This window comes from Kamptonema sp. PCC 6506 (genome assembly GCF_000180455.1).
In the GTDB taxonomy this organism is placed as follows: Bacteria; Cyanobacteriota; Cyanobacteriia; order Cyanobacteriales; family Microcoleaceae; genus Kamptonema; species Kamptonema formosum.
This window is the reverse complement of record NZ_CACA01000288.1, coordinates 37,995-44,679: the sequence shown is the minus strand read 5'-3', so window position 1 is coordinate 44,679 and position 6,685 is coordinate 37,995. Positions and strand designations below refer to the sequence as shown.

The following is a 6,685-nucleotide window of genomic DNA, read 5'->3' as shown; positions in this document are numbered from 1 at the left end:
CGCAACTCAAAAGTCGTTATCTCCCTATCTCTTCCATCCTTTCCTTCTGCCTTGGAAATGCTAAAGTTAAGGAAGTATCCTGAAAGTACACAATAGTTTACAAAGTACAATCGGGGATTGAATCTGCAACTGTTGTAATTTAGCTTGTTGGCTAATGGGGTCGCGATGAATAGTTCAACTGGCAAATTTTGGAAACAACCGACGATTTATATATTGCTTTTGGTGACGGGAGCAGGAGCGGCGCTAATTGGCGATCGCTTAGTATTGTCGAAAATACCTGTTTCTGCTCAGAACCGAATAGAGCAGAAACTTGACCAACCGCAAGTCAAAATTCCTTCTGACAATAGCAATTCTCAGGCTCAGATCGTCTCACAACTTCCCCTGCCGATCGCTCCCGGTGAGGAGAATTTTATTGCGGCGGCGGTGCAGAAAGTCGGGCCGGCGGTGGTTCGGATTGACTCTTCTCGACGGGTAGGATCGGGAGGACTAGGGTTGGATGGACAATCTCCTGAAGATTTTTTTAGGGGAGAACAACCACAAGGTAGAGGACGGGTTGAGCGGGGAACTGGTTCCGGTTTTGTAATCAGTGCTGATGGTCAGGTACTCACTAATGCTCACGTTGTAGATGGGGCAGATACAGTAAGTGTGACACTCAAGGACGGTCGCACCTTTGAGGGGAAAGTTTTGGGGGAAGATCGAGTAACGGATGTGGCAGTGGTGAAGATTGAGGCCGATAAGCTGCCAATTGCGAAGGTAGGAAACTCTGACCAATTGTTACCTGGGGAATGGGCGATCGCGATCGGTAATCCTTTGGGTTTAGATAACTCGGTAACTGCTGGGATCATCAGTGCTACAGGCCGCTCTAGTCGCGATGTGGGTGTCCCAGATAAGCGGATTGGCTTTATTCAAACTGATGCAGCAATTAATCCCGGAAATTCAGGCGGCCCACTATTGAATGCTGCTGGTGAAGTGATTGGTATGAACACGGCAATTATCAGCGGTGCTCAAGGATTGGGATTTGCAATTCCTATTAATGAAGCACAGCAAATTGCTCAACAATTGATTACAACAGGCAAAGTTGAACACGCTTATTTAGGTATTGAGATGGCGACGCTGACACCCGAAATTCAGCAGCTAGTTAACAACGATCCGAATAGCAGAATTCGTGTCAATGTTAGCGAAGGAATTTTAATTAACAGCGTTGTTCCTGCTTCTCCTGCTGCTAGGGCAGGTTTCCGGCCGGGAGATGTCATTCAGAAGATCAATAATCAGCCCATGCTCAAATCGGAATCGGTGCAAAAATTGGTACAGAATACTAAAGTTGGTACTTCTTTACAAGTAGAGGTAAACCGCGATGGTAAGCTGATTAATTTGGAAGTAAAACCAGGAAATCTCCCAGTTCAATCTGCCCGCTAAAGAAGGGACTAGGTGCTAGGGGCTAGGGGCTAGGGAAAGAGAGAGGGAGATGGGGAAGATAGGGGGTAATTAGCAATTAGCAATTAGCAATTAGCAATTAGCAATTAGCAATTAGCAATTACCAACTAACAACTAACAACTAACAACTAATGTTCCCTACCTTCCCCAGTTTTCAGTCCCTAATACTTCTGAGCTTCCTGTTGTGCGTCGTCACTGTATTGGCGGTAAAGCGCAGCTCTGTTTACAGCGGTATCGTAGCGTGGATGAGCGGGCACTACTGCGCTCATCAGTTCGGATGCTTGCTGCCATTTAGCAGCTATTACCAACCAATCCTCGCGAGTTTGAGCGTTTTTACCACTGTCTGCGGCTTGTTGAGCTAGCCGCACAGCTTGTGCGAAATCATCTTGAGATTGAGCGATACTTGCAGGTTTTGGGGTTGCCGGAACTGGATTGGGGGAAATGTTGTAGGGTACGGATTGAGTTGTAGCTTGAACAGTCTCAGAATCTTGAGCATTAAGCCAATTGTGCAGTACCAAACCTACCATCAGCAAAAATAAACTCAGGCTGACTCCGCCGACTAGACCCCGCTGATATTGTCGCCGATCGCGTAACAGAGATGATGAGGAAGTTTTGGGTAAAACTGGCTTCTGGGATTGAGTTTTGCCTGAGCGAAGCCAGCCGAAGATATAGTTAAGATCCTCGAAGGACTGTTTAAAAAAGTTGGGCTTTGCGAGGATAATTTGTTTTGACCACAGCAATTGATTTTCGGGATTTCGGCTAATTTCTTCTAGCCAGAGCAACTGCTGTTCTCGGACAATCCGGCTGTTAATATTGACTCGGCGAATGTAGCGCGGTGAAATTCCTTCGAGAATCTGTCGAATGCGCTCCACCAAGGTAGACTGTTCGAGCTGATCGACTTTTGGGGCCTCGCATAGCAGTTGTAAGACACCATCTGCAAACACAGCTCTAGTTCTGACACCGACTTCTGCCAACTTTTCGTTGAGCACTTGAATAATCGCTGCAACACTACCCTGACGAGCTTGTATGGCTATTTCATCAATCCGATCTACCATTTTAGGTTCAAGAATGAATTTATAGTTCAGTCCGAATGTATTTATGTGATTTTTCATAAGACTATCAGTTAAGGAGGGTAACGGGTAGAGTCAAGAGGAGAACATGGCTTGAGTGTTGCTTCAGCTTGAGCGATCGCACTTCAGGAACTCTTTGTACTCTAGAGGGCATAGCAAGTTAGAATGTAGCGATCGCCATACATGAAAACTCCTGCATCACCTCAACCGAACCGAAAAATTAACTATGAGCAAAGTAATTCGCGGTCAAATTTTTGTTTTAGATGATAATATCGATACCGATCAAATCATTCCTGCTGAATATCTCACCTTAGTTCCTTCCAAGCCAGACGAGTATGAGAAACTAGGAAGCTACGCTCTAGTAGGGTTGCCCAATCGTTACGGCAAGTTCATACAACCCCCAGAAATCAAAACGCGCTACCCTATTATTGTTGCAGGAGAAAATTTTGGTTGCGGCTCTTCACGGGAACACGCTCCCATTGCATTAGGAGCTGCTGGTGTCCAAGCGGTTGTCGCTCAATCTTACGCCCGGATTTTCTTTCGCAATTGCTCCGCTACAGGTGAATTGTACCCTTGGGAATCTGTCGAGCGGCTATGCGATTTATTTGCTACTGGCCAGGATGTTAGTATCGATTCTGAACAAAATCAAATCATTAATCACACTCTAGGCAAAACTTACGAACTTAAGCCTCTGGGAGATGTAGGGCCAGTAATTGATGCTGGAGGACTTTTTGACTACGCTCGTCTTACGGGCATGATTGCCACTCGGTAATCAGTTAACAGTTAATTGTTAACAGTTAACCGTTAACTGTTAACAATTAACTATTACTTTTGGATAAATTTCTGGAGCTTGCGAACCATTTTATCGATGATTCCTTCTTCGTTATCATCAACCAAAGCTTCTGCTTCCGTGCGCTTGACTACATCTTCCGGCAGGTTTAGCAACTGCACTAATTTTTGATAGGCTGCTGCTTCATCAGCGTTGATTTTGGGTTCGTCAGGCGTGCGAGCACTAGAAGCAATCACTTCATAACCTAGTTGCAACACTAATTCGCGTTCTTCCTGGCTTTCTAATTGTGGAATCAATTCATCTAAGGGGAGATTTTGCATCAAGTAATCTCGCAATTCTTGTTGCACTTGTTGCACTTGTTGCTGATTGTCACCGGGGGCAAATAAACGACTGAAGCGGTTTAACATTAAATCCACTTCTTCTGTTGCGAGTTCTCCGTCAGACCATGCCATAGAAGCAACAATCCTTAGTAGGTTCATTTGACGGGGATTAATGGATGGAGGAGGTGGTGGTTGCATAATAAAAATTGGTAATTGGTAATTGGTAATTGGTAATTGGTAATAGCTAATTGCTAATTGCTAATTGGTAACTGTTAACTGGTAATAACGTAAGTGTGACCCCCTTATGAACGTAAGCATTACTCCTTAAACTCTTGTGCTTTGTTAACAGTTAACAGTTAACAGTTAACAGTTAACCGTTAACCGTTAACTGTATATCATGTCACAAATTTGGATAGAGGCACTCCGAGCCATCCAGCAAAGTTTTGTTTCTGAATTGATGTTGGGTGCTCTAATGTTAGAATCTGATAGCGATTGGGGCGGGGTTTGACGAGAGTAACTCGACAAGTCCGCAGTTCGTCTTGGTGAAAGACAGTCACGGCGATCGCATCTCCCGGCTGATAATCTTTAAGGCGATCGCTCAAATGTTCAGCAGTTACCCGGAAACCGTCAACTGCTAGCAATTCGTCCCCAGCGTCAATACCCCCTAACTGTGCGGGCCCCCCTGCTTCCACAAATTTTATCATCTCCCGTCCATTCTCTATCCCTGCGGTCAAACCGATGTGGGGGGAACCACCAGGATCGTCGCCTACTAACTGAAGTCCAAAGGGTTCTAGGTATTCGTTAAATGGCAACTCTTCGGTGCTGTCTAGATACCGCTGAAAAAAGTCGCTTAAATCTATCCCTGCTACTGACTCAATTACACTTTGTAACTGTTCGGGGGTAAAGCCAACTTCTGTTCGGATCTCGTTAAAAAGTGGCTGTTGCTGATTTGGGGAATTAGCAGTCCCTTTGCCAAAATTTTCCCACATAATTCGCATTACATCATCAAGCGATCGCGTATTTCCGTGACGCGCCCGAATCAGCAAATCTAACAGCAATGACACCATTTCCCCTTTCAAATAATAAGAAATCTGGCTATTATCACTATTAGCATCTCGCCTGTAAAGCTTAATCCAAGCATCCCAACTTGACTCGTTTAGAGGTTGTACCTGACGACCAGGAGTTGTTTGAAAGCGAGTAATTTCCTTACCCAAACTTTGGAAAAACCCCTTAATATCATAAATTCCGGCTCGGAAAGGAATCACTAGATCGTAATAGCTCGTCGTGCCTTCCGAAAACCAGAGAGAAGGAGTATAATTCTCTCCATCATAGTCAAAAACTTCTAAAGCTTTAGGGCGGATACGCTTAACATTCCACAGGTGGAAAAATTCATGAGCGACTAGCTGCATGAAGCGATCGTACTTTTCCTGACGGCGAAAACCAAAGCGAGGATAGTTCAGCGAACAGCTAAACTTGTGTTCTAAACCGCCAAAACCTGAACCTGATAAATGCAGCAGAAATAAATAGCGATCGTAAGGCAAATCTCCGAATAATTCAGCTTCGACCTCAATAATTTTCTGCATATCCCGAATCATGCGCTTCGGTTCGAGATTGCCTTTACCCCAAATCGCCAAGGAATGAGATTTTCCTCTGACTTCAAAATCATAAAGTTGGTGAGAGCCAATCTCAAAGGGGCTATCTACCAAAGTATCAAAATCCACAGCCAGGAAAGTATGAGATTCCTGTAAGATAGCAGGCAAAGTAGTAGTAACTTGCCAAGAAGGTTTCGGTGGCACAATAGTCACCGTGTAAGAATTACGCTCAAATCCAGGGATATAAAAAAACAGTGCCGCCCCATTAAAATAGCCATGAGAGGAGTCTAAATGATTAGTCCGCACTGTCAATTCATTAGCAAAAATGCAATACTGCACCGTTACTTCCGAGATATTTTCCGTCTCAATTTGCCAGTGATTTTTGCTAATTTTGCGCCAAGGCAAAGACCGATTTTCTCCAGCGTAGGCGCGGAAGTTCTGGAGGTGCCTAGCGTACTCTCGAACTAAGTAAGATCCCGGAGTCCAAACCGGGATTTTTAAATCCAGAACAGATTCGTGCCAAGCTTGCACGCGCAAAGTCACTTCAAACAGGTGATTTTCTGGCTGGGGCATGGCTACCCAGTATTGAATCCCCGGCGCTATCTGCTCTGAGTTAGCAGTTCCGCTGGCTGGTAACGGGCGAGAGATGGTGGCATCAGTCATTGATTTGCTAAATTCTTCAAGTGCTTGAGGTTGGTCAAATGGATGGCTTGACGGTCAGGATCGATTTTGATCCAACCTTTGCTATCCAGTTTTTCCATAATTTTGCTAGTTTCCTCTAGACCGATATCTGTCACGTCCGCTAAGTCTTTGTAAGGGATGTTAAAGATGTCAGTACCATATTCGGTTTTTTGACCATAGTTTTCTGCTAGTTCGACTAAAGTATTGGCTAGTTTAACGGCTGGTGGTCGGTTACGGATTTGATAGCGCAGGTTGGTTTGGCGCAGCCGTCTTACCATCAATTGCAACATTCGGTGGTGCAACTGCTGGTCTTTAAATAGGATTTGAATAAATCGCTGAGCAGTGACGCTAATCAACCGCACTGCTGAAAGGGCAATCACGTCATTGGAGCGGGGGGACTCGTCCAGAATGGCCATTTCGCCAAAGAAGTTGCCGCGCCCCAAAATCGCCAAAGTCACGACATTATCTCCAGAGAGACGGCGGACTTTGACCCAGCCTGACACCACAAAATAGATGGCGTTGCCCCAAGCGTCTTCCATTAAGACAGCTCTGCCTGGTGGATATTCGTGCTTAACGGCAACGGACAGCAGACTTTCCAATGTCTGTGGGTTGGCTCCCTTTAAGAGGGGGAAAAGCTCACTAAAAGCTTCTGTCTCCATGAAAACTCGCGGTAATGGGGAAATTTTAATATGCCACAGCCGGCAGTTGGGGAACTAAGGTTGCTCGGCAAAAAGAACTTTTTGCTCCTTAATTATTGATGATAAGGGCGGTGGGGCTTGGATCGTATGAAAATCTTAA

6 protein-coding genes are annotated in these 6,685 nt (G+C 45.1%); 2 read left to right on the top strand and 4 right to left on the bottom strand.

Features of this window, described 5'->3' with window-relative positions:
* The first annotated feature begins 165 nt into the window (after positions 1-165).
* A complete protein-coding gene (locus OSCI_RS16355; protein WP_007356141.1) occupies positions 166-1,416 on the top strand; it encodes an HhoA/HhoB/HtrA family serine endopeptidase in 1,251 nt (416 codons plus the stop codon).
* A 179-nt stretch (positions 1,417-1,595) separates the two neighbouring features.
* Here the strand turns inward: OSCI_RS16355 and OSCI_RS16350 are convergent, their stop codons facing one another.
* Entirely contained in the window at positions 1,596-2,546 is a 951-nt protein-coding gene (locus OSCI_RS16350; RefSeq protein ID WP_007356140.1) for a hypothetical protein, read from the bottom strand.
* Between the two features lie 184 nt (positions 2,547-2,730).
* On the opposite strand from OSCI_RS16350, the gene OSCI_RS16345 reads away from it, so the two are divergent.
* Complete coding sequence (locus tag OSCI_RS16345) at positions 2,731-3,276, top strand: 3-isopropylmalate dehydratase small subunit (protein WP_007356139.1); 546 nt, start codon at positions 2,731-2,733, stop codon at positions 3,274-3,276.
* 53 nt (positions 3,277-3,329) lie between these two features.
* Here the strand turns inward: OSCI_RS16345 and OSCI_RS16340 are convergent, their stop codons facing one another.
* The 3 genes from OSCI_RS16340 to OSCI_RS16330 form a co-directional block, all read right to left on the bottom strand.
* The gene (locus OSCI_RS16340) at positions 3,330-3,812 is read right to left on the bottom strand and encodes a TerB family tellurite resistance protein (protein WP_007356138.1); all 483 of its coding nucleotides are present in this window, start codon (positions 3,810-3,812) and stop codon (positions 3,330-3,332) included.
* Positions 3,813-4,009: 197 nt separating this feature from the next.
* Entirely contained in the window at positions 4,010-5,869 is a 1,860-nt protein-coding gene (locus OSCI_RS16335; RefSeq protein ID WP_007356137.1) for a M61 family metallopeptidase, read from the bottom strand.
* A complete protein-coding gene (locus OSCI_RS16330; protein WP_007356136.1) occupies positions 5,866-6,546 on the bottom strand; it encodes a Crp/Fnr family transcriptional regulator in 681 nt (226 codons plus the stop codon). Before OSCI_RS16330 ends, OSCI_RS16335 begins: the two co-directional genes overlap by 4 nt.
* Positions 6,547-6,685: the final 139 nt, after the last annotated feature.

What these genes read in the sequence shown, in the direction of transcription:
- OSCI_RS16355 (WP_007356141.1), top strand. Translation starts at nt 166, where the DNA reads ATGAATAGTTCAACTGGCAAATTTTGGAAACAACCGACGATTTATATA.
- OSCI_RS16330 (WP_007356136.1), bottom strand. Translation starts at nt 6,546, where the DNA reads ATGGAGACAGAAGCTTTTAGTGAGCTTTTCCCCCTCTTAAAGGGAGCC.
- OSCI_RS16345 (WP_007356139.1), top strand. Translation starts at nt 2,731, where the DNA reads ATGAGCAAAGTAATTCGCGGTCAAATTTTTGTTTTAGATGATAATATC.
- OSCI_RS16335 (WP_007356137.1), bottom strand. Translation starts at nt 5,869, where the DNA reads ATGACTGATGCCACCATCTCTCGCCCGTTACCAGCCAGCGGAACTGCT.
- OSCI_RS16340 (WP_007356138.1), bottom strand. Translation starts at nt 3,812, where the DNA reads ATGCAACCACCACCTCCTCCATCCATTAATCCCCGTCAAATGAACCTA.
- OSCI_RS16350 (WP_007356140.1), bottom strand. Translation starts at nt 2,546, where the DNA reads ATGAAAAATCACATAAATACATTCGGACTGAACTATAAATTCATTCTT.